Annotated in this window: 18 protein-coding genes, 1 tRNA gene and 1 riboswitch; of the genes, 10 read left to right on the top strand and 9 right to left on the bottom strand. The window is 68.1% G+C overall.

What is annotated here, in order from left to right:
* Window positions 1–2: 2 nt before the first annotated feature.
* Entirely contained in the window at window positions 3–395 is a 393-nt protein-coding gene (locus ACXIZN_RS39185) for an NUDIX hydrolase (protein ID WP_457959815.1), read from the top strand.
* Window position 396: 1 nt separating this feature from the next.
* On the opposite strand, the gene ACXIZN_RS39180 is transcribed toward ACXIZN_RS39185, so the two are convergent.
* Window positions 397–990, bottom strand: a complete 594-nt coding sequence (locus ACXIZN_RS39180) for a TetR/AcrR family transcriptional regulator (protein ID WP_034305955.1) — start codon at window positions 988–990, stop codon at window positions 397–399.
* A 98-nt stretch (window positions 991–1088) separates the two neighbouring features.
* The gene (locus tag ACXIZN_RS39175) at window positions 1089–2039 is read right to left on the bottom strand and encodes an acyl-CoA desaturase (RefSeq protein ID WP_034305599.1); all 951 of its coding nucleotides are present in this window, start codon (window positions 2037–2039) and stop codon (window positions 1089–1091) included.
* A gap of 174 nt (window positions 2040–2213) precedes the next feature.
* On the opposite strand from ACXIZN_RS39175, the gene ACXIZN_RS39170 reads away from it, so the two are divergent.
* From ACXIZN_RS39170 to ACXIZN_RS39150, 5 genes are all read left to right on the top strand, one after another.
* Window positions 2214–2285, top strand: a tRNA-Gln gene (locus ACXIZN_RS39170).
* Window positions 2286–2328: 43 nt separating this feature from the next.
* Window positions 2329–4077, top strand: coding sequence for a GGDEF domain-containing protein (locus ACXIZN_RS39165; RefSeq protein ID WP_126736467.1), 1749 nt, complete (start codon window positions 2329–2331; stop codon window positions 4075–4077).
* 44 nt (window positions 4078–4121) lie between these two features.
* Window positions 4122–5609 carry a bifunctional UDP-N-acetylglucosamine diphosphorylase/glucosamine-1-phosphate N-acetyltransferase GlmU gene (glmU, locus tag ACXIZN_RS39160; protein ID WP_457959814.1) on the top strand — a complete coding sequence of 496 codons (1488 nt, stop codon included), beginning with the start codon at window positions 4122–4124 and terminating at the stop codon, window positions 5607–5609.
* Window positions 5606–6586: a ribose-phosphate diphosphokinase gene (locus ACXIZN_RS39155; protein ID WP_007028782.1), complete on the top strand. Its 981-nt coding sequence runs from the start codon at window positions 5606–5608 to the stop codon at window positions 6584–6586. The genes glmU and ACXIZN_RS39155 overlap by 4 nt, the downstream gene beginning before the upstream one ends.
* Before the next feature lie 129 nt (window positions 6587–6715).
* Window positions 6716–7591, top strand: coding sequence for a TIGR03621 family F420-dependent LLM class oxidoreductase (locus ACXIZN_RS39150; RefSeq protein ID WP_457959813.1), 876 nt, complete (start codon window positions 6716–6718; stop codon window positions 7589–7591).
* On the opposite strand, the gene ACXIZN_RS39145 is transcribed toward ACXIZN_RS39150, so the two are convergent.
* Window positions 7585–8202 (bottom strand): NAD(P)-dependent oxidoreductase, encoded by a 618-nt coding sequence (locus tag ACXIZN_RS39145; RefSeq protein ID WP_457959812.1) that lies wholly within the window; start codon window positions 8200–8202, stop codon window positions 7585–7587. The genes ACXIZN_RS39150 and ACXIZN_RS39145 overlap by 7 nt on opposite strands.
* A gap of 96 nt (window positions 8203–8298) precedes the next feature.
* The gene (locus ACXIZN_RS39140; RefSeq protein WP_457959811.1) at window positions 8299–9420 is read right to left on the bottom strand and encodes a hypothetical protein; all 1122 of its coding nucleotides are present in this window, start codon (window positions 9418–9420) and stop codon (window positions 8299–8301) included.
* Window positions 9421–9760: 340 nt separating this feature from the next.
* Between ACXIZN_RS39140 and ACXIZN_RS39135 the strand changes: the two genes are divergently transcribed.
* The 4 genes from ACXIZN_RS39135 to ACXIZN_RS39120 all read left to right on the top strand — a co-directional run bounded on the left by ACXIZN_RS39135 (window position 9761) and on the right by ACXIZN_RS39120 (window position 11821).
* Window positions 9761–10366 carry a 50S ribosomal protein L25/general stress protein Ctc gene (locus tag ACXIZN_RS39135; RefSeq protein ID WP_192743535.1) on the top strand — a complete coding sequence of 202 codons (606 nt, stop codon included), beginning with the start codon at window positions 9761–9763 and terminating at the stop codon, window positions 10364–10366.
* A gap of 10 nt (window positions 10367–10376) precedes the next feature.
* Entirely contained in the window at window positions 10377–10973 is a 597-nt protein-coding gene (gene pth / locus ACXIZN_RS39130) for an aminoacyl-tRNA hydrolase (protein ID WP_457959810.1), read from the top strand.
* A gap of 159 nt (window positions 10974–11132) precedes the next feature.
* Window positions 11133–11492 (top strand): DivIVA domain-containing protein, encoded by a 360-nt coding sequence (locus tag ACXIZN_RS39125; protein WP_126736474.1) that lies wholly within the window; start codon window positions 11133–11135, stop codon window positions 11490–11492.
* The gene (locus ACXIZN_RS39120; RefSeq protein ID WP_126736475.1) at window positions 11492–11821 is read left to right on the top strand and encodes a DivIVA domain-containing protein; all 330 of its coding nucleotides are present in this window, start codon (window positions 11492–11494) and stop codon (window positions 11819–11821) included. The genes ACXIZN_RS39125 and ACXIZN_RS39120 overlap by 1 nt, the downstream gene beginning before the upstream one ends.
* A 61-nt stretch (window positions 11822–11882) precedes the next feature.
* Here the strand turns inward: ACXIZN_RS39120 and ACXIZN_RS39115 are convergent, their stop codons facing one another.
* The 5 genes from ACXIZN_RS39115 to rsmA form a co-directional block, all read right to left on the bottom strand.
* On the bottom strand, window positions 11883–13574 hold the full coding sequence (locus ACXIZN_RS39115) for a fatty acyl-AMP ligase (protein WP_457959809.1): 1692 nt from the start codon (window positions 13572–13574) through the stop codon (window positions 11883–11885).
* A 51-nt stretch (window positions 13575–13625) separates the two neighbouring features.
* Window positions 13626–15398, bottom strand: a complete 1773-nt coding sequence (locus tag ACXIZN_RS39110) for an ATP-binding cassette domain-containing protein (RefSeq protein WP_457959808.1) — start codon at window positions 15396–15398, stop codon at window positions 13626–13628.
* Window positions 15399–15465: 67 nt separating this feature from the next.
* Window positions 15466–16431, bottom strand: a complete 966-nt coding sequence (locus ACXIZN_RS39105) for a 4-(cytidine 5'-diphospho)-2-C-methyl-D-erythritol kinase (RefSeq protein ID WP_007028772.1) — start codon at window positions 16429–16431, stop codon at window positions 15466–15468.
* A 120-nt stretch (window positions 16432–16551) separates the two neighbouring features.
* Window positions 16552–17562: a methionine ABC transporter ATP-binding protein gene (locus tag ACXIZN_RS39100; RefSeq protein WP_192743540.1), complete on the bottom strand. Its 1011-nt coding sequence runs from the start codon at window positions 17560–17562 to the stop codon at window positions 16552–16554.
* 212 nt (window positions 17563–17774) lie between these two features.
* Window positions 17775–17865: riboswitch (SAM riboswitch) on the bottom strand.
* Window positions 17866–18087: 222 nt separating this feature from the next.
* Window positions 18088–18924, bottom strand: a complete 837-nt coding sequence (gene rsmA, locus ACXIZN_RS39095) for a 16S rRNA (adenine(1518)-N(6)/adenine(1519)-N(6))-dimethyltransferase RsmA (RefSeq protein ID WP_457959807.1) — start codon at window positions 18922–18924, stop codon at window positions 18088–18090.
* Window positions 18925–18962: the final 38 nt, after the last annotated feature.

Genomic DNA, 18962 nt, shown 5'->3' with positions numbered 1-18962 from the left:
CCATGATCGACAAGATCGCTTGGCTGCATGTCCGGGACGGCCGGATCCTGAGCACTCGCTCACGCGGCAAGTCCGTGTTCTATCTGCCCGGCGGCAAACGCGAATCCGGCGAAACCGACACGGAGACCTTGATCCGCGAAATCCGTGAGGAGCTGACCGTCGACATCGATCCTGCGAGCATCGAGCCCGCCGGGGTCTTCGAAGCGCAGGCCGACGGCCACGCGACGGGACTCCTCGTCCGGATGACCTGCTACACGGCCGGATTCAGCGGAACACTCACGGCCAGCAGTGAAATCGACGAGGTCGCGTGGCTCGGCTACGAGGACAAGGACCGGGTCTCCGCGGTGGACAAGATCATCTTCGGCCACCTGCGGGAGACCGGCCTCCTGCGCTGACTCAGTACAGCCGCAATTTGGGCTTGTGCTCCAAATTGGACAGACCGTTCCAGGCGAGGTTGACCAGATGCGCGGCGACCTCGTCGCGCTTCGGCTTCCGGGCGTCGAGCCACCACTGCCCGGTGAGCGCGACCATCCCGACCAGCGCCTGCGCGTACAGCGCGGCCAGCTTCTCGTCGTAGCCCCGCGCGGCGAACTGCTGCGCGAGGATGTGCTCGACCTGGCTGGCGATGTCGTTCAGCACCGTCGAGAACGTGCCCGTCGAACTCGCGACCGGCGAATCCCGCACCAGGATGCGGAAGCCGTCGTGCGAGTCTTCGACGTAGGAGAGCAACGCGATCGCCGCCTGCTCCAGCATCGCCCTCGGGTGTCCACCGTGGAGGGTGGAGATCATCCGGTCGAGCAGCAGCTGCGTCTCGCGGTCGACGACGACGGCGTAGATGCCTTCCTTGCCACCGAAATGCTCGTAGACCACCGGCTTGGAGACATTCGCGCGGTGCGCGATCTCCTCGATGGACGTGCCTTCGAAACCCTTCTCCGCGAACAGGGCCCTGGCGACGTTGAGCAGCTGCTGCCTGCGCTCGGTCCCCGTCATCCGCACCCGGGCCACCGGGGCGGCAGGACGCGCCCCGGTGACCGCTTCACGTTTGGTCCGCCTTCTCCCCGCCATCGCAGAAGACTAACGCGACCTCGCTATTTGCTTTCAGTGGCGATGCGCGCGAGGCGCTGCGGGGTCGGCCAGCGCACGTCGTAGGCCCAGCCGAACTTCTCGAAGATCCAAATCAGCCGCGCGGAAATGTCGATCTGACCGCGCTGCACACCGTGCCGCGCCGAGGTCGGGTCGGCGTGGTGCAGGTTGTGCCACGACTCGCCGAAGGAGAAGATCGCCAGCGGCCAGAAGTTGGCCGATTTGTCGCGGGCCGCGAACGGGCGCTCACCGATCATGTGGCAGACCGAGTTGACCGACCAGGTCACGTGGTGCAGCACGCAGACGCGCACCAGCCCGGCCCAGAAGAACGCGGTGACCGCGCCCCAGAACGACCAGGTGATCAGTCCGCCCAGGATCGCGGGCAGCACCAGGGTGAGCAGGCTCCACAGCCAGAACAGCTCGTCGACCTTCTTGATGGCCGGATCCTTCACCAGGTCCGGCGCGAACCGCTCCGCGTTGGTCTGGTCGCGGTCGAACAGCCAGCCCATGTGCGCGTGCCAGAAACCCTTGGCGATGGCGACCGGTGTCGTCCCGAACAGCCACGGCGAATGCGGGTCGCCGTCGCGGTCGGAGAAGGCGTGGTGGCGCCGGTGGTCGGCGACCCAGGTGATCACGGGGCCCTGGACGGCCATGCTGCCGGCGATCGCCATCGCGACGCGCAGCCACGGCTTGGCCTTGAACGAGCCGTGCGTGAAGTAGCGGTGGTACGAAACGGTGATGCCGAGCCCGCTGATCGCGTAGAAGACCACGAACAGGCCGACGTCGACCCAGGTCAGTCCCCAGCCCCAGGCGAACGGGACGGCCGCGAGCAACGCGGCGAGCGGGAAGATGACCCCCAGGTAGACCGAAAGCTGAACGCCACTCGATCGATGTCCTTCGATTACCGGCTTGGGGCCCTTCGCGGGCTTCTGGGAACGGTCCAGGGTAGCCGTCATGCAGTCACTTCTTTTCTACGAGCAGCCCTTGAGGGTATCCCTAAGGGTGACCTTACCTACGATGCCGTAAGTTACGGTACAGGAGGTTTCGCCCGCTGTGGAGTGCCCGCGAAGGTGAGGCAACCCCCGGGCGCACGCGGAGGTCCCCGGCATGGCTATCCTGACCAGGATCGATCCGCCGTAGTGTAATCGGCAGCACTTCAGATTTTGGTTCTGACAGTTCAGGTTCGAATCCTGGCGGCGGAGCAGACGAACAGATGACCAGCGGCGTTTTCAACGGTGGGGGTGTGTGCGGCTGACCGAGGACGCGACGACCAGTGGCAGGCGGCCGGCGCTTGCGGAGATGTCCGACGCCTGGCTTTACGGTCGCGCGCGCGAACTCGGGGCGGCCATACAACGGGTCAGCTTCGCCGAGCAGCTGGACATCGTCACGAGCCTCGACGAACTCCTCGACGAGACACAGCGCCGCGGCGAACCCTTGCTGGTCGCCCAGCTGCTGCGCTACTCGGCGATGGCCAGGCTGGTCACCCGCGGCCTCGCCGCCGAAGCCGAGCCCCGGCTCGACGAGATGCTCGCGCACACCAGGCGGCACGGCCTCGCGCTGATGCGGGCCGACGCGCACGCCATGCGGGGCCGTCGGCTGGTGATCGCCAAACAGGAGGACGCCGCCCTCACCGAGATCGCCAGGGCGCTGGCCATCCTCGACGATTCCGCGGTCCCGGACCGCCAGGTCGGCAGGCGCAACTGGGACCGGATGCTGTCCACGACCCTGGTCGACTGCTGGCTGGTACTGAACCAGCTGGGCGTCTACGAGGCGGCCGAGGAGGCCATCGCCCGCGCCGCGCAGGCGATCCGCGACAGCGCGAGCCCGCACGAGATCGCGCTCCAGCTGATCAACCGGGTCAAGATGCTGCTGGGCTGGGGTCTCCGGCTCGAACGCATCGAGCGCTACGACGAGGGCGCGGACAAGTTCCGCACCGCGGCGTCGATGGCCCAGGCCGCCGAAGGCCCGTTCACCGAGTCGCTCTTCCCGCGCAAGGCGGGGGTGCCCGCGATCGACCAGGTCGGCGTGCTCGCCGCGGCCGCCGCGCTGGCGTCGCCCGATTCGTCGCATATCGAGCGGCTGAACTCGCTGCTGCATCCGGAACTGGTGTTCCCGCACGAACGCGAGATCATCGCCATCGCGCTGGCCCGCTGCCTGGACAACGACGGCCGCCGCGAGGACGCCCTGCAGGTACTCAAAGAGGTCCGCGAAGACAACGAGGACGGCTCGCTGCCGTCGATGCGGCTGAACCTCGCCCGCGAGCTCGCCAGGCTCGACACCACCCCGGACTACGCGTCCGGGGCGAGCCAGTCGCTGATCGACTACGCGACCATCCTGGAAACGGAGATGTGGTCGCTGCGGGAATCGCAGATCGCCACGCTCAACGCGCGCCGCGAGCACGAACGCCTGTCCGCCGAGCACGGCGCGATCACCCAGCAGGCCCTCCAGGACCCGCTCACCGGGCTGCCGAACCGGCGCGCGCTCGACGAAAAACTGCGTTCGCTGGCGTCGTCCGCCGACGCCCAGCCGCTCGCGGTGGCGCTGGTCGACCTCGACGGCTTCAAGGACGTCAACGACAAGCAGTCTCATGCCGAGGGCGACAACGTTCTCCGTGTCATCGCGAGCACGCTGCGCGACGCCCTGCGCGGCGACGACGTGGTCGCCCGATACGGCGGAGACGAGTTCATCGTGCTTCTACCTGGGGCTCCGGCGTCGGCGGCGAAGCAGGCGCTGGGTCGTTCTGTGAATGCCGTCGCATCTCTGCCGCACCATCTTTCGCACGGCGTCACCCTCTCCGTCGGCCTCGTCTCGCTCCGCCCGCAGGAGCGGGCCGAGCAGGTCCTCGCCCGCGCCGACGCGGCCATGTACCAGGCGAAACGCGGCGGCGGGAACCAGGTTTCGTCGGTGAACTCGATGGCCATCGACCCGGCGACCGGATGGCCCGGTGAGGATGCTCCGACCGACCCCGCGTGGGACGCCGAGCAGCCCACGTAGGATCAATGCCCGACAACCACCGTTGGTGAAATGTTGGGAGAGCCGTGACCGGCCCGCTGAGCACGTTGATCCTCGCCGCGGGTGAGGGCACCCGCATGCGTTCGTCCACCCCGAAGGTGCTGCACCCGATCGCCGGCCGTCCGTTGGTCGAGCACGCGGTGCGGGCCGCCGCGGGACTGAACCCCGAGCACCTGGTCGTGGTCGTCGGCCACGGTCGCGACTCGGTCGGCGCCCGGCTGGAAAAGGTCGGCGAGGCTCTCGGCCGCCAGGTCGTCACGGCCGTCCAGGAAGAGCAGAAGGGCACCGGGCACGCCGTCTCGTGCGCGCTCTCCGCGCTGCCCGCCGGGCTGACCGGCACCGTCGTCGTCAGCTACGGCGACGTCCCGCTGCTCGACACCGAAACGCTCGCTTCCCTGGTCGCCGAGCACACCACCACCGGTAACGCGGTCACCGTGCTGACCGCCGTCGTCGAGAACCCGACCGGATACGGCCGGATCATCCGCGACGAGAACGGCGTCGTCACCTCGATCGTCGAACAGAAGGACGCCACCCCCGAACAGCACGAAATCGCCGAAATCAACTCCGGCGTCTACGCCTTCGACGCTTCTGTCCTCGTCGACGGGCTTTCGCGGCTTTCGACGGACAACGCGCAGGGCGAGCTCTACCTCACCGACGTCCTCGGCATCGCCCGCGGCGACGGCAAGGGCGTCGGCGCGCTGGTCATCGACGACCCGTGGGTGACCGAAGGCGTCAACGACCGCGTTCAGCTGTCGGTCCTCGGCGCCGAACTGAACCGCCGGATCGTCCGCGGCTGGCAGCGGGCGGGTGTCACCGTCGTCGACCCCGCGAGCACCTGGATCGACGCGGGCGTGACCCTGTCGCGCGACGTTGTCATCGAGCCCGGCGTGCAGCTGAAGGGTTCGACGTCGGTCGGCGAGGGCGCGCAGATCGGCCCGGACAGCACCCTGGAGAACGTCTCCGTCGGCGCGGGCGCGTCGGTGGTGCGGACCCACGGTTCCGATTCGGAACTGGGCGACGGCGTGAAGGTCGGCCCGTTCACCTACCTGCGTCCCGGCTCGAAGCTGGGGACCAAGGGCAAACTCGGCGCTTTCGTCGAAACGAAGAACGCCGACATCGGCGCCGGCACGAAGGTCCCGCACCTGACCTACGTCGGCGACGCGACCATCGGCGAGAACAGCAACATCGGCTGCTCCAGCGTCTTCGTGAACTACGACGGCGTGAACAAGCACCACACCACGATCGGCTCCCATGTGCGGCTCGGCGCGGACAACACGTTCGTCGCCCCGGTGACCATCGGCGACGGCGCCTACAGTGGGGCAGGCACCGTGATCAGGCAAGACGTGCCCCCGGGCGCGCTCGCCGTGTCCACCGGGCCGCAGCGCAACATCGAAGACTGGGTGTCCCGGCGCAGGCCGGGCACACCCGCGGCGGAAGCAGCTTCCGCCGCGAAGCAGGACACCACCGCCGTGTCCGATTCGAACAAGGGAAACGACGGGGAGTCGCCAGCATGAGCTCGAAGTCCGGAACACCGAAGAAGAACCTGATGCTCTTTTCCGGGCGCGCCCACCCGGAACTCGCGGAAGAGGTGGCCAAGCACCTCAACGTGTCGGTCGTACCGCAGACCGCGCACAATTTCGCCAACGGGGAGATCTTCGTCCGGTTCAACGAATCGGTGCGCGGGACCGACGCGTTCGTGATCCAGAGCCACCCCGCGCCCATCAACGAGTGGGTGATGGAGCAGCTGATCATGGTGGATGCCCTCAAGCGGGCGAGCGCCAAGCGGATCACCGTGATCATGCCGTTCTACCCGTACGCGCGGCAGGACAAGAAGCACAAGGGCCGCGAGCCGATCTCCGCGCGCCTGATCGCGGACCTGTTCAAGACCGCGGGCGCCGACCGGATCATGACGGTCGACCTGCACACCGCGCAGATCCAGGGCTTCTTCGACGGCCCCGTCGACCACCTGCTCGCGCAGAACGTGCTGGCCGCGCACATCAACAAGACCTACCGGGACGAGAACATCACCGTCGTCTCGCCGGACTCCGGCCGCGTGCGGCTCGCCGAGAAGTGGGCGGCGCAGCTGGGTGACCGGCCGATCGCCTTCATCCACAAGACCCGCGACCCCGACAAGCCGAACCAGGCCGTCGCCAACCGCGTCGTCGGCAAGGTCCGCGGTCAGCTGTGCGTGCTGATCGACGACATGATCGACACCGGCGGCACGATCGTGAAGGCCACCGAGGCCCTGCTCGACGAAGGCGCGTCCGACGTCGTCATCGCCTCGACCCACGGCATCCTGTCCGACCCCGCCACCGAGCGGCTGTCGAACTGCAAGGCGCGCGAGGTCATCGTCACCAACACGCTGCCGATCCCGGAGGAGAAGCGGTTCCCGGGGCTGACCGTGCTGTCCATCGCGCCGCTGCTGGCGCAGGCGATCCAGCAGGTCTTCGAGGACGGGTCGGTCACGTCCCTCTTCGACGGCAACGCCTGATCCCAGCGAAGCAAGGGACCTTTGCTCCCGCTCTCTTCCGGAGAGTGAGAGCAAAGGTCCCTCGCTTCGTTTTCGGCTCATCGCGAAACGGCGCGCGCCCGGCCGCCCGGCGTGGCTAGGTTGCCGTTCATGGGGAAATTCAAATTCGGCGTGAACCTGTGGGGCGCCGGGAACCGTGAAGACTGGGTCGCGAAGTGCCGCCGCGTCGAGGCCCTCGGATACGACGTCATCTCCGTGCCCGACCATCTCGGCCCGGGACGGAACGCGCCTTTCCCGGCGCTGACCATGGCCGCCGCGGTCACCGAGCGGCCCCGCGTCGGCACTCTCGTTTCCAACATGGCCTTCTACAACGCCGCGCTCTTCGCCCGCGAGGTCGTCACGACGGTGAAGATGACGGGCGACCGGCTGGATCTCGGACTCGGCTCCGGCCATATGAAATCGGAATTCGACGAGGCCGGCCTGCCGTGGAGCCCGGCCAAGGAACGTATCGAGTACCTCACCAAGAGCCTTGACCACCTGCGTGAACACTTCGCCGGCGAAGGAATCACTCCTCCGCCGTTGCTCCTCGCGGGCAACAGCGACGGCGTGCTCTCCCTCGCCGCCCGCGAAGCCGACATCGCCGGCTTCGCGGGCCTTCGTCAAGCACCGGGGAAACCGCCGGGCACGTTCCGGCTCGACGACGCCGAGCGCATGGACGAACGCGTCGCTTTCTTCCGCTCACACGCGAATGGCCGCGATCCCGAACTGAACATGCTCGTCCAGCGGGTCGTCGTCACGGACGACCGGCGCGCGGCCGCCGCGTCCTGGCGAGAGGAGCTCAAGGACCAGGACAGCCTCGAAGTCGACGTCCTGCTCGAAACGCCTCAATTGCTGTTCGGAACCACCGAAGAGATGGTCCGGCAGCTCCAGGAGCGTCGCGAACGATACGGCTTCTCCTACATCACGGTGTTCGAACCGATGCTGGAATCGTTCGCGCCGGTCGTGCGGGAGCTGTCCGGTCAGTAGGCCACGCAGAAACGCTGACGGCGGCGCTGTGGCTTGTCGATCTCGTCGACGAACGCGATCGCGTAATCGGCGCCGCTGATCTTCGAGCCGCCGTTCTCGTCGGTCAGGAGCACGTCGCCGCCGAGCCGGAACTCGCCGGTCCGCTCGCCCTCGGCCCACGCGCCGAACTCCGCGGCCGGGCTGAGGTAGAACCAGTCGACGTCCTCGGGAAGCTTCCGGAACGCCTCGAGCACCTCGGCGTGCGCACCCGCTTCACCCTTGTACTCGTCCGGGAACTCGGGGGTGTCGATCAAGCGCGGCCCACCCTCGGCCACGTTCAGGCTGCCCGCCCCGCCGACAACGCCGATCCGGGCGCCGTTGTCCTTCGCGACCTGAGCGATCGAGGGCACCGCGTCGAGCAGGCCGCTCTGGCCGTGGACCGCGATGACCAGGACATCGGCGCCCTTGGCAACCTCGGCCAAGAAGGCCTCGTCGTAGAGCGAGCCCGCCCTGACGCCCTCACCTTCGGCGGTCCTGGACACCACCAAGACGTCGTGACCGCGGCCGCGCGCCTCGGCGGCGATCTTCCCACCCGCGTATCCGGTTCCTCCGAAAACAACCAACTTCGCCATCGCGTTTCTCCCTTTTCATCGGCGACGACGCCGATGCTAAGAACGCGAGATCGGCTACTTCAACGTATGCAACGCACCCCGAGGTGAGCGTGCAGGTCAGCCGCCCAGCGTGGCGAACTCGGACTTGAGCTTTTCACGAACACCTGCGACGTCGACCGGAGCCCGGACCTCGCCTTTGGCCGACGGCTTCGCCTGCACCTGATAGCTGGCGTTCCGATTCGGCAGTTTGAACTTGACCTCGCAGGTCATGCTCGTCGTGGTGTCCGGGGCCGCGTCGGCGTTGGCCGTGCAACTCTGGGCTCCGAGGGATTGCGCGGTGAAGTCGACGGTGAGCGTCAGGCGCACGGGCGTCCCGCTCACGCCGCCGATGACGGAGTTGGCGACGTCGATGGTCGCCCGGCAGGTCCCGACGAAATCCGTGCAGTCCAGCTTGTCGTTGACGACACTGACCCTGACCTGGGTGAGCGCGTCGAACGGCTGCCCGAGCCCGCCGATCGCGCCGTCCAAATCGGTCTGGAACTTCTTGAGCGCTTCGCCGGCGAGCGGTTCGACCCGCATCTCGGCGCCGAGCGTCTTGCCGCCCGCCGCGGCGACGAGGGAAGGCGCGAAACTGACGACACGATGCGGCGCCGCGGTGGTCACCCGCAGTGTTCCGAGCCCGCTCCCGACGTCGTAGACCTCGGTACCGTCGGGCAACTTCGAACGGACCGGATCGGTCAACGGGTTCATCCCGGACACCGCGGTCCTCAGTGTCGAAGCGGCCTTGCGCGGGCTGAGCACCTCGACGGCGTTCACCGGCAGATCCGAGCTGTCCGTACGGACCCAGCTGGTGCCGTACTGGGCGCTGTCGCCGAGGCCGTGCGCCTTCCAGTACTCCGGCGTCGCCGAGAGGTACAGCTGATTGTCGGCGGAGACGACCTGGATGGGCTGGCCGTCGACCGGCAGCGCGCCGTGCGCGCTCCCGTTCCGGGTGATCCGGAACTGCAGTTCCGCGGGCTGACCGGCCGCGTCCTTGATCGTGGACTTGTAGACGACGGCCGGCGCCTGCTCCAGCGCCTTCAGCGCGCTCTCGACAGCACCGCGTTGCTCCGCGCGCCGATCCACCCGCTGCTGCTCGGCGGCCGGGATCCCGGCCGCCCCGTCGATCGCGACGTCACAACCGGCCACGAGACAGCACAGGGCGGCGATCGCGCCGATCTTCGACCGTCGTGCCGGCATTCCGTCCCCTTAGTCTCGCGTGCGAGCAGATCACACCTTAGAAAAGGGGTCGCGCACCACCGCATCCGCGGGTTCGCGAAGCAGCTGTCACCGACTTGTCACCTGTACGGGGCCCCCGGCGGGACCCTCGCACGGCCGCTTGGTCTACACTTTCCCGGTCTCGGCGAGGCGGGTTCCGTGAGCACCTGGTGCCCGACGTGATCGACGCGGCGGCTTGAGTGGCCACACGCGGTCGAGCACGCCTGTGGAATTCGCCGCCGAACACCAGAACCGCCCCGAACCATCCCCACCTCAGCATGCTTTCGCTGAACATGTTGGTGAATTGAAGGAGTGCTACACCGTGTCCGAGGTAACCCTGTCCGTCGAGCCCCGCACCGAATTCGGCAAGGGTGCCGCGCGTCGCACGCGTCGTGCCGGCAAGATCCCCGCGGTGCTGTACGGGCACGGCTCGGACCCGCGCCACTACGCCCTCCCCGCCCTCGAGTTCGCCCGCGTCGTGCGTGAGAACGGCAGCAACGCCGTCATCACCCTCGAGCTCGAAGGCAAGAGCGAGCTGGCGCTGACGAAGACCATCGTCGTCCACCCGCTGAAGAACTACATCGAGCACGTCGACCTGCTGGTCGTCCGCCGCGGCGAGAAGGTCACCGTCGACATCCCCGTCGTCGTCACCGGCACCGCGGGCCCGGGCACCCTGGTCACCACCGACCTCGACACCCTCCAGATCGAGGTCGAGGCGCTGCACATCCCCGAGCAGGTCGAGCTCTCGGTCGAGGGCGTCGAAGCCGGCACCCAGATCCTCGCCTCGCAGGTCACCCTGCCGAAGGGCGCCACCCTGGTCACCGACCCCGAGGCCCTGGTCGTCGCCGTCAACGAGGCGCCGTCCGAGTCCGCGCTCGAGGGCGAAGAGGCCGAGGCTGCGGAAGCCCCCGCCGAGGACGCCGAATAAAGTCACCGATGTGACTGAAGCAGTACTTCCCGGGGCCGGCGAGCAGATCCTGCTCGCCGGCCTCGGCAATCCCGGCCCCCAGTACGCGGGCAACAGGCACAACGTCGGCTTCATGGTGCTCGACGAACTCGCCGGCCGCGTCGGCGGCAAGTTCAAGGCCCACAAGAGCGGGGCCGAAATCCTCGAAGGCAGGCTGGCGGGCAGGCGGGTGGTCCTGGCCAAGCCGCGTTCGTACATGAACCTCTCGGGCGGCCCCGTCGTGGGCGTGGCCCGGTTCTACAAGATCCCTCCGGCCGGTGTCGTGGTCGTCCACGACGAGCTGGACGTCGACTTCGGCGCGATCAAGATGAAACTGGGCGGCGGCGACAACGGCCACAACGGTCTCCGCTCGATCACCAAATCGCTGGGCACGAAGGACTACTACCGTGTCCGCTTCGGCGTCGGCCGCCCTCCGGGACGGCAGGATCCGGCGGATTTCGTGCTGAAAGACTTCTCGATGGTCGAACGGAAAGAGCTCGCTTTCGAGATCGATCGTTGCGCCGACGCCGTTGAAGCGCTTATCAGCACCGGGCTCGCCGCGGCTCAGAACACCTTCCACGCTGGGTGAACCCGCTCACATGGCGGTGCGTTACGCCTCGTCACTCGAAGGCGTTTCACCACGCCCCTGATCGAGTCGTGGAATAGTGCTGGCTCTTCCGGGGAACTCTCAAACCCGTTAGGACGGAATGCGGAGATCGCATTCCCCACCGAAACCGGAGAGAGTTTCATGTCGTTTACGGCCGAAGACATCACCGGCGCCACTTTCCCGAACGCCCCGATCGGGCGACGCGGATACGCCAAACACGAGGTCGACGCGTTCCTGGAGCGGATCGCCGACACGATCTCGGACCGGGACGACCTGACGGCCGCCGAGGTTCACCACGTCATGTTCTCGCGCCCGTTGATCGGTAAGCGCGGCTACGACGAACGCGAAGTCGACGATTTCCTCGACAAGGTCGAAATGCAGCTCGCCCACCGGACCGGCCAGCACGCGCTCGGCGTGCCCGGCGCCCGCGAAGAGGACGAGGCGACCGCCGAGCGGGCTGTCCCGGACCGCGGTCCCGTCGAGTTCCTGCGGGAGCGCTAGTGCCCGTCACCGCCTTCGAGGCCAGAACCCGGCAGTTCGACCGGGCGCCGATCGGCGCCCGCGGCTACCACGAACCCGCGGTCGACGCCTTCCTGGAGCGGGTCGCGGCGACCCTCGACGGCGATGACGACCTGACGGTTTCGGACGTCCACAACGTCGCGTTCGCCAAGGCGCCGCTGTCGAAACGAGGCTATGACCAGGCAGCGGTCGACGCGTTCCTGCGAGACGTCGAAGGAACACTGGCCGGGCTGTCGCAATCCGCCGGCTACTACATAGCGCCCGCCTTGGAGCACACCCATACCCGTAAGCCACCCTGGCGACGCCGCTGACCACCGGGAGGTGCAGCGAAAGGGCCGGGTCCGCGATACACGCGGACCAGGCCCTTTCGTGTCAGCTCGCCGCCGCGTTCTTGGCGATCTTGTCCGCGAACTGGACGGCGGTCGCGGCCCGCTTCACCTTGCCCGAGGGCGTCTTAGGGAGGCTCCCCGCCGGGAGCACGACGACCGCGAAGGGCCGCATGTCGACGGCGCCGCGCACCTTGGCCGCGACCTCCTTCGCAAGCGCCTTCTCCGTTTCGGGGTCCCCGGCGAGTTGGGATTCGACCACGACGGCGAACCGTTCCCGCCGGCTGCCGGCGTCGAGCCGCACGGCGACGGCGTTCCCCGCCCGGACCCCCTCGACCGAGGTCGCCGCGCGTTCGATGTCGGTCGGGTACAGGTTCCGGCCGCCCATGATGATGACGTCCTTGCGGCGGCCGCAGATCACGATCATGCCGTCGACCAGGTAGCCGAGGTCGCCGGTGAGCAGCCAGCCGTCCTCGTCCTGCGTCGCGAGCGGTCCCTCCATGGTCAGGTACCCCGGGGTCACGGCCTCGCCGCGCAGGCGGATCTCCCCGACCTCGCGCTCCCCGAGCACGGTGCCCTTGTCGTCGACGATCTCGGCTTCGAGCCCGTCGAGGGGCGGACCGAGCACCGCGAAGGAACGGACCTCGTCGGTCCCGCGCCGCGGGTCGCCCTCGGGAACCGGCACCGCGCGGTTGTCCGCCTCGAGTGCGTCGGCCTCGACCACGTCCAGCGTCAAGCCGGTGAACAACGGCGCGAACGAAACCGCGAGAGTCGCCTCCGCCATGCCGTAAGCCGGGAAAACGCATTCGGCGGGCATCTTAAAGCGCGCCCCCGCCTCGACGAACGTCTGCACGGCCGTTTCGTCGATCGGCTCGGCGCCGTTGAGCGCGATCCGGAGCTTCGAGAGGTCGTACGCGTCGTCGTCCTCGACCCGGGCCATCCGCCTGCCCACGATCGCGTACGCGAAGTTCGGCGCGGCCGTGGTCGTGCCGTTGTACTTGCTGATCAGCTGCGGCCAGATCAACGGTCCCGACAGGAACTCGAGCGGCGTGATCTTGACGAGTTCGACGCCGAACGTCATCGGCACCGTCAGGAACCCGACCATCCCCATGTCGTGGAAGGTGGGCAGCCACGAGACCATCACGTCGACGTCGAAATCGAACTCGGCCCGGTCGACCATCGCCTTGACGTTCGAGTACAGGTTTCCGTAGGTGATCTGAACGGCCTTCGGGTCGGCCGTCGATCCGCTGGTCAGCTGGAGGAGCGCCGTGTCCGATTCGGCCGTGGGCACGGGCTCCGCCAGCGGTTCGGCCTCGAGCAGCTCGGTGATGACCTGGAACGCGATACCGTGCTCCGTGAGCACCGGCGCCAGCTGATCGAACGGCTCACCGAGCAGAACCAGGTCGGACCCGATCATCCGCAGCACGCGAACGGTGTCCTCGGCCCATTCGGCGAGGTCGGTGCGCTGCGTCGGCTGGTGCAGCATCGTCACGCTGCCGCCGGCGAGCCAAACCGCCTGAACCGTCGGTGCGATCAGCGACGGCGCCGCCGCCAGTACCGCGACCGCTTTGCCGGGCTCCAGCCCAGCCGCCACCAGACCCCCGGCGACCCGCTTGGCCTGCTCGTGAATCTCGGCCCACGTACGCCGGACCGGCTCCTTGGGCTCCCCGGTGACCATTCCCCGCTGCTGACCTCGCCCCGCCGCGGTGGCGACGAGCGTGTCCACGAACCGACTCATGCGCGTCACACTACTGTCCGCGCTGAAAGGCCCGCTCGCCGTCGCGTGAACTCATTCGATCGCTTCGGAGGTCTCGAGCCACTGGGCCTCGACCTCCTCCTTCTCCGTTTCGACGGCTTTCAATTCGGTGTTCAGCTCGATGAGCTTCGTCGGATCGGTCGCCGCGGCGAGCAGCGCCGCGTGCAGCTTCTCTTCCTTCGTGTGCAGCTGGTCGAGCTTGCGCTCGAGACGGGACAGCTCCTTCTGAGCCGCCCGCTGTTCCGCGGCGCTCTTCTTGGGCGCGGAGGCCTGTGCGTTGCCCGCCTTCCGGTCACCGCCGGCTTTCTCGAGGCTCTTGGCGCGCCGGTTCAGGTACTCCTCGATCCCGCCCGGCAGGTGAGTCACTTGCCCGTCCCCGAACAGGGCCACGATCGTGTCGCAGACGCGTTCCACCAGGTATCGGTCGTGCGAAACGACGACGAGGCTGCCCGGCCAGGAATCCAGCAGATCTTCGAGCTGCTGCAAGGTGTCGATGTCGAGATCGTTGGTCGGTTCGTCGAGCAGCAGCACGTTGGGCTCGGCCATGAGGAGCCGGCACAGCTGCAGGCGGCGGCGTTCGCCACCGGAAAGGTCCTCGACCGGCGTCCACTGCCTCGCAGCGGGGAAACCCAGCTTTTCGGCCAGCTGGGAAGCGGTGAGCTCCTGCTTGCCGAATACGACCCGTCCGGACACCTCTTCGATCGCCTGCAGCACGCGCAGATCGCCCGGCAGGTCGTCGAGCTCCTGCCGGAGGTGCGCGAGGCTGACCGTCTTGCCCTGGATGCGCCGCCCCGTCTCGGGCTCCCTGTCACCACCGAGCAGTTTGAGGAGCGTCGTCTTGCCCGACCCGTTCACGCCGACCAGGCCGATCCGATCCCCGGGCCCGATCCGCCAGGTGACGTGATCGAGCAGGGTGCGGTCGCCGACGGTCAACGTGGCGTCCTCGATCTCCAGCACGGTCTTACCCAGCCGACGGCGGGCGAACGCCTGCAGCTCGACCGAATCGCGCGGTTCCGGCACGTCGGAGATCAGCGCCTCCGCCGCCTCCACGCGGTAGCGCGGCTTCGAGGTCCTGGCCTGCGGACCGCGGCGCAGCCACGCGAGCTCTTTACGAGCGAGGTTCTGCCGCTTCTCTTCTGCCGTCGCCGCCAGCCTCGCCCGCTCGGCGCGCGCGAAGATCCAGTCCGCGTAACCACCTTCGTACTGCTCGACGCGACCGTTCGTGACCTCCCAGGTCAGGCTCGCGACCGTGTCGAGGAACCACCGGTCGTGCGTGACGACCACGACCGCGATCTTGCGGTTGAGCAGGTGATCCGCGAGCCAGCGCACACCTTCGACGTCGAGATGGTTGGTCGGCTCGTCGAGGACCACGAGGTCCAGTTCACCGGTGAGGGCGGCGGCCAGCGCCACCCGGCGGCGTTCGCCACCCGACAGGTTCGCCGTCTCCTTGTCGATGCCGAGAGCGGTGATGCCCAGACCATCCATAATGGACCGGACACGCGCGTCAGCGGCCCATTCGTGCTCCGCGCCGTAGCGTTCCAGCACGACATCTCCGACCGTGCTGCCGTCTGGAAGTTCGGTCCGCTGAGTGACCACGGCCATCCGCAGGCCCCGGACCTGACTGACACGTCCCGTGTCCGGCTCGCTGATCCCCGCGAGGACCTCCAGCAGCGTCGTCTTCCCGCCCCCGTTGAGACCGACGACACCGATACGCTGCCCCTCCGCCACACCGAGCGAAACACCGTCGAGCAGCGGGCGCACCCCGAAGGACTTGCTCACCGACTCCAGGTTGACCAAGTTGGCCATGCCTCAGCCGATCCTTTCCAAAAAGCTCGCACCACAACGAATTGGTCGATGTCCATTTCGGACACCCTTATGCGTGCACCCGAGGCGGCGACGGCCGCGGCGCGTCGTCCCCGCCGACCAGCCGGGCTCCGGGAACCGGCCCGTGCGCGACACGCACCGTGCGACAGACACCGGCGCCGGACAGTTCCGCGGCGACTTCGACGGCCGACTGGGCGTCCGCGCACAGAAAGGCGCAGGTCGGCCCGGACCCGGACACGGTGCCGGCGAGCGCACCCGCGTTGACTCCCGCCCGCAATGTGCGGCGCAGCCCCGGACGCAGTGAGACAGCGGCCGCCTGCAGGTCATTGCCGAGAAGCAGCGCCAATTGCCGCGGGTCGCCGGAGGCCAGCGCCTCCACCACCGGGGTGTGTGAGCCGATCCGCGGCGGGCTGCCCTCTTCACGCAACTTGTCCAGCTCGCCGAACACCCTCGGAGTCGAAAGCCCACGCTGGTCGAACGCCAAGACCCAATGGAAGGTGTGCCTCGACAAGACGGGCACCAGTTGCTCGCCTCGGCCGGTGCCCAGCGCTGTCCCGCCGTAAAGCGCGAAAGGAACATCACTACCGAGCTTCGCGGCGATACCCGCCAGTTCGTCCCGGGAAATGTCGAGCTTCCAAAGCGACGCGAGACCCACCAAGGTCGCGGCCGCGTCGGCACTGCCACCGGCCATCCCACCGGCGACCGGGATGCCTTTGCGCAGCACCACTCTCACTTTGGACTCGCCGTCCGCCTTGCCGACATGGGCCGCCAGCGCCTGCGCCGCCTTCCAGGCGAGGTTGTTGGCTCCTGTCGGCACGGAACCTTCACCTTCGCCGTAGACCTCGACGCCGGGGTCTTCGGTGACCGCGACGGTCACCTCGTCGGTCAGGGAAAGCGCCTGGAACACGGTCACCAGCTCGTGGTAACCGTCCGGGCGTACGTCACCGACCGACAGGTGCAGGTTGACCTTGGCGGGAACCCTGACGGTTACTGGGGGCGGTACGACGGCGAGCACGCCTCAAGCCTACGTGGCCGCTCCACTTGCGCTGCCACCAGGAGAAAGAGAACGGAGAGGGCAGACGCGAACGGACCGCCCCGGACGCAGTTCGTCCTGAGCGGCCCGTTCGGAGAGAAATCAGGCGGCGACACCCTGCGGCCCGCGGACCGGGTGGGTCACGTGGCCGCCACGTTCGGCGATCCAGGCGAGCGCGGCGTCCGCGCGCTCACCGCGCACCCCGAGGCGGAACCGGCCGACCGGAGTGTCTCCGATCCGGGTCAGGCCGCCCCCGATGGTGGCGAGCTCGACATCGAAGCGACCGGCGGCCTCCGGCAGCAGCGCACCGACCGAGGCGAAGCCGACGAGCACGACGTCCACCGCGCGGTCGTACTTCGAGGCCTGCGCCCGCCCGGTTTCGATCGCGGGAAGCAGCGCCTGCGCGGTCCGGCTGTTCGGGTCCGAGATCAGGTCGAGCACGGTTCCGCGTTCGATGACCGCACCGGCCTCCAGCACCGCGACGTCGTCGCAGACACGGCGGACCACACCCGCGTCGGGCGTGGTGAGCAGCACCGTGACGCCGAGCTCGGCGCGTGCACGGTCGAGCACGGTCAGGACCGCGCCGGACTCCTCGGGCTGCACGCCCGCCGTCGGGTCGTCGGCCAGGAGCACGGACGGTCCGGCGGCCAGTGCCTTAGCGATGGCCACCCGGCGCAGCTGGCCCTCGGACAGGTCACCCGGTCGCTGCCCAGCACGGGGGGTGAGCCCGACCAGGTCGAGCAGGTTGCCGACCCGGTTGCGGCGCTGCGGCCCGTCGAGGCCGAGCTGTTCGAGCGGCGAAGCGATGTTGCCGGCGATAGTGCGCTCGGCGAGCAACTCCGGCTTGGTGCTCACGACTCCGACCTGGCGCCGGATTTCGCGGAGACGACGTCCGTCGAGGGTCCCGGTGTTGAGGCCGTCGAGACGGACGACGCCGCGGTCGGGACGCTCCTGGAGACCGATGCAACGAGCGAGGGTCGATTTGCCGGAGCCCGCCGGACCGACGACTCCGAACAGCGAGCCAGCTTGGATGTCCACGCTCACATCGCGCAGTGCGACGACGGGATTTCCGTTGAGGGGAAAGGACTTGGACAGGTTTTCGACAGTGATCACGAAAGGCTCCATGCAAATGGGGCGCTGCTTCTTTCGAGCGCGCCAACCGTCACCGAGTGACCGTCCGGGAAACGGACGGATTCAGAGGTAAGGGAAAGAACTCAGGCAGTAACGGTGGAGCGTCGACACGCACTTACCGTGCGGCGACCTTCATCGACGACACGTCGCCTGGTCAGCAGGAGCGGGTGGGTGACCCTGTTCATTAGGCACAGCCTCCATCGGTCCTGGCTGTAGCACCTGCCCTGTGGAGGGTGGTTGCTGCGACTTCGGCGAGCCAGGTCTCTCAGTCGCTCGGGATGGCTCACTGAGTAAAACCGATCCCACTGGATGAAAGCAAGCGCGTAGGCGCAGATCACACGTCTGGTCGCGTCCATCATACAGGATGGGCTGCCCATATTATGGGACGCCGACAGGCGTATCCGGTCTGCGGCAGGCACGCTGCCTGCTAAGACAAGGTTCGCCCGCGCCGGATCGAGAGGAGGAACCACGCAGTCGCGCGGCCCCGGTCACACCTGCGCCAGGTGGTCAGCCGGCAGCCGCGGCGATCCGGGCGAACTGATGGACGTCCAGCTGCTCTCCGCGGGTTTTCGGGTCGATACCCGCCTTTTCGAGCAGTTCCCCCGCGCGTTCGGCGGAACCGGCCCACGACGCCAACGCGGCCCGCAAGGTCTTCCGCCGTTGCGAGAAGGCGGCATCGACGACCGCGAACAGCCGCTCTCGTTCCACGGATGCCACCACGTCGCCTCGTTCGAACGCGACCAAGGCGGAGTCGACGTTCGGAACAGGCCAGAACACCGCCCGGGGCACCGCGGCGACCTTGCGCGTCTTCCCGTACCAGGCGAGTTTGACGCTGGGCACACCGTAAGTCCGGCTTCCCGGACCCGCCGCCATCCTGTCCGCGACCTCGGTCTGGACCATTACGAGACCGCTGGTCAGCGACGGCAGTTCGGCGAGCAGGTGGAGCACGACGGGAACGGCGACGTTGTACGGCAAGTTCGCGACGAGCGCCGTCGGCCGTGCGGGCAGATCGTCCGCGGTGATCCGCAACGCGTCCGCGCCGACGACCGTCAGCCTTTCGGCCCCGCCTCGCTCGGCCACGGTGCTCGGCAGCCGTCCCGCCAGCACGGGATCGATTTCGACCGCGACGACCTCGGCGCCGGTCGCGAGCAGTCCGAGTGTCAGCGAGCCGAGGCCCGGCCCGACCTCCAGGACGACGTCCCCTTCGCCGATCCCCGAGAGGTCGACGATGCGGCGCACCGTGTTGGGATCGTGCACGAAGTTCTGGCCGAGCTTCTTGGTCGGACGTACGTCCAGCTCGGCCGCCAGCGCCCTGATTTCCGCAGGACCGAGCAGTTCAGTCACCCGACGATCGTAACCAGGCCCGGTAAGCCACGATTGGC

The sequence above is a fragment of the Amycolatopsis sp. TRM77291 genome (assembly GCF_054166285.1).
Note: the sequence above shows the minus strand (reverse complement) of the source record. Positions and strands in the feature narration are given on the sequence as shown.

Coding starts and splice junctions, on each gene's coding strand:
- ACXIZN_RS39180 (WP_034305955.1), bottom strand. CDS start 990: ATGACGGGGACCGAGCGCAGGCAGCAGCTGCTCAACGTCGCCAGGGCC.
- ACXIZN_RS39150 (WP_457959813.1), top strand. CDS start 6,716: ATGGGGAAATTCAAATTCGGCGTGAACCTGTGGGGCGCCGGGAACCGT.
- ACXIZN_RS39115 (WP_457959809.1), bottom strand. CDS start 13,574: ATGAGTCGGTTCGTGGACACGCTCGTCGCCACCGCGGCGGGGCGAGGT.
- ACXIZN_RS39145 (WP_457959812.1), bottom strand. CDS start 8,202: ATGGCGAAGTTGGTTGTTTTCGGAGGAACCGGATACGCGGGTGGGAAG.
- ACXIZN_RS39140 (WP_457959811.1), bottom strand. CDS start 9,420: ATGCCGGCACGACGGTCGAAGATCGGCGCGATCGCCGCCCTGTGCTGT.
- ACXIZN_RS39155 (WP_007028782.1), top strand. CDS start 5,606: ATGAGCTCGAAGTCCGGAACACCGAAGAAGAACCTGATGCTCTTTTCC.
- ACXIZN_RS39175 (WP_034305599.1), bottom strand. CDS start 2,039: ATGACGGCTACCCTGGACCGTTCCCAGAAGCCCGCGAAGGGCCCCAAG.
- ACXIZN_RS39185 (WP_457959815.1), top strand. CDS start 3: ATGATCGACAAGATCGCTTGGCTGCATGTCCGGGACGGCCGGATCCTG.
- ACXIZN_RS39110 (WP_457959808.1), bottom strand. CDS start 15,398: ATGGCCAACTTGGTCAACCTGGAGTCGGTGAGCAAGTCCTTCGGGGTG.
- ACXIZN_RS39125 (WP_126736474.1), top strand. CDS start 11,133: ATGTCGTTTACGGCCGAAGACATCACCGGCGCCACTTTCCCGAACGCC.